This window comes from Candidatus Erwinia dacicola (genome assembly GCF_001756855.1).
GTDB lineage: Bacteria > Pseudomonadota > Gammaproteobacteria > Enterobacterales > Enterobacteriaceae > Erwinia > Erwinia dacicola.
Map to the genome: position 1 here is coordinate 1 of NZ_MAYS01000274.1, position 1,742 is coordinate 1,742.

Sequence of the window (1,742 nt, forward strand, 5' to 3'; positions counted from 1 at the left end):
TTTGCAACAGTGCCTAAAATCACCGGTCTGGCCCTACTGGAGAGCCTGTTTGCAGGAAAAATATTTGACTCAGCATGAGCGCTTTTACATCGAAAAACGAAAGATAGCGTCAGTGCCTCCTCCTGCTTCGTCCGGTGGCTGCGGTAGCGCATGATAATCTCGTCCCGCCTGGCATAGTGTTCCAGCCGGCTCATGGCGACCGGGGGCTTCTTCAGGTAAGACCCGAAGTACATCGCCACGTGCGTAGCGTTGTCCATCACCTTCGACACCCTCACATTCCACTTCCGCCGATAATGCCGGTCCAGAAAGAGGTTCCAGTTACGGCGGTAGTGACTCTCTGCGGCCAGGGCTGCCGGCATCTCCAGCCGCCAGTATTCCCGGCACAACAGGTCAGTGAGGCGGTAACGCCACATGGGCATGACGTTCCGGGTATATAACTGAATTTTCTTCCAAGTATTGTTGTCGGTCACTCCTCGCCTCAGTACCAAGTACCACCCGTAGGGGCCGATCTTCTTTATCGATCGGCCCTTACCAAGCTCATGGCTTTAGCGCGCTTAGATCAAGATAGTGCGCCAGCTCGCGCGTTTCGGCTCGCGGCAGATACGGCAGCTCACCCAGCAGCGGCGCCGAGATCTTATCCCTCAATACGTCAATAATTTCCGCATAGTGCGCCAGCCCCGGATTTATCCGGTTGGCGACCCAGCCCAGCAGCGGCAATCCGTCATTCACCACCGCCTGCGCCGTCAGCAGCGCATGGCTGATGCAGCCCAGTTTAATCCCCACCACCAGCACTACCGGCAGCTGTTCCTGCACCGCCCAGTCCGATAGCGGACGCAAATCGTTCATCAGGCTGCGCCAGCCGCCCGTCCCTTCCACCACGGTGTAATCTGCCTGCCCGTCCAGCGTCTTCAGCCCGTGGCTAAGCGTGGCGTAATCAATCGGCGTGTGGCTGGTGCTGATTTCATCTTTCAGCAGCGTGACCGGGTTGATCGCTTGGTACGGCAGTTGAATCGATGATGAAGCCTGCAGAACCAGCGCATCTTTATTGCGCGGCCCCTCCTCCGTTTGCTGGTTGCTTTTAGCAACAGGTTTATAGCCTACGGCCTGTTTACCTTGCGCTGCCAGCTTCTGTAACAGCGCGCGGGACACCACCGTTTTGCCGACTTCAGTATCGGTTCCGGTAACAAATAGACGTTTCAACATGAATGGCTCCGGCAGGCCCTTGATGTCCAAGGTAATCATTTTCGTACTTTACAAGTGAGCGAAAATTGTAGGGCAGTGCCACCGACCGGAGATTGCGTTAGCGCAAGGTTTAGTCGATTTATCAGCCCTGTGGGAGCTTGATTAATAAAAAAGCGTTATACAGGGCATCTTTGCCCAGCGCCGCGCCCAGCATGGTGCCGAGATTAACAAACTCGGTTGGCTCAACCTGTAAGTCAGCGCTATAGCTGGGCAGCGCCTGTTGGCGAATGCAGGTGGCGAATTTTCACGCTTCAAAATAAAGCAATCTATGATTGTGAAATACTTATCAGATGGCGTCAAATATTTGATTCAATATGCGATTTACAACACATAAACCGGCTCCATACGCTCATGTTTTCTGGGTAGAGTCTTGGGACGTGGTGTAAATTTGGCAGGATGGTGAGCGCCATCGGCTTATCCGGTCAGGTAATGGTTAATCAGACAATCATTTTAAAAGGAACAAACTGATGGCTGACCACAGTCATGACATTCAGCAACAC

At 53.6% G+C, this 1,742-nt stretch carries 1 protein-coding gene and 2 pseudogenes; all 3 read right to left on the reverse strand.

Annotation, left to right across the window (positions count from 1 at the left end):
* Nucleotides 1-101 precede the first annotated feature (101 nt).
* Nucleotides 102-473: pseudogene (locus tag BBW68_RS08240) on the reverse strand (transposase); the annotation flags it as partial.
* A 64-nt stretch (nucleotides 474-537) separates the two neighbouring features.
* Nucleotides 538-1,203 (reverse strand): dethiobiotin synthase, encoded by a 666-nt coding sequence (bioD, locus tag BBW68_RS08245; RefSeq protein WP_070134865.1) that lies wholly within the window; start codon nucleotides 1,201-1,203, stop codon nucleotides 538-540.
* A gap of 121 nt (nucleotides 1,204-1,324) precedes the next feature.
* Nucleotides 1,325-1,480, reverse strand: a pseudogene (locus tag BBW68_RS19700) (sugar metabolism global transcriptional regulator Mlc); the annotation flags it as partial.
* Nucleotides 1,481-1,742 lie beyond the last annotated feature (262 nt).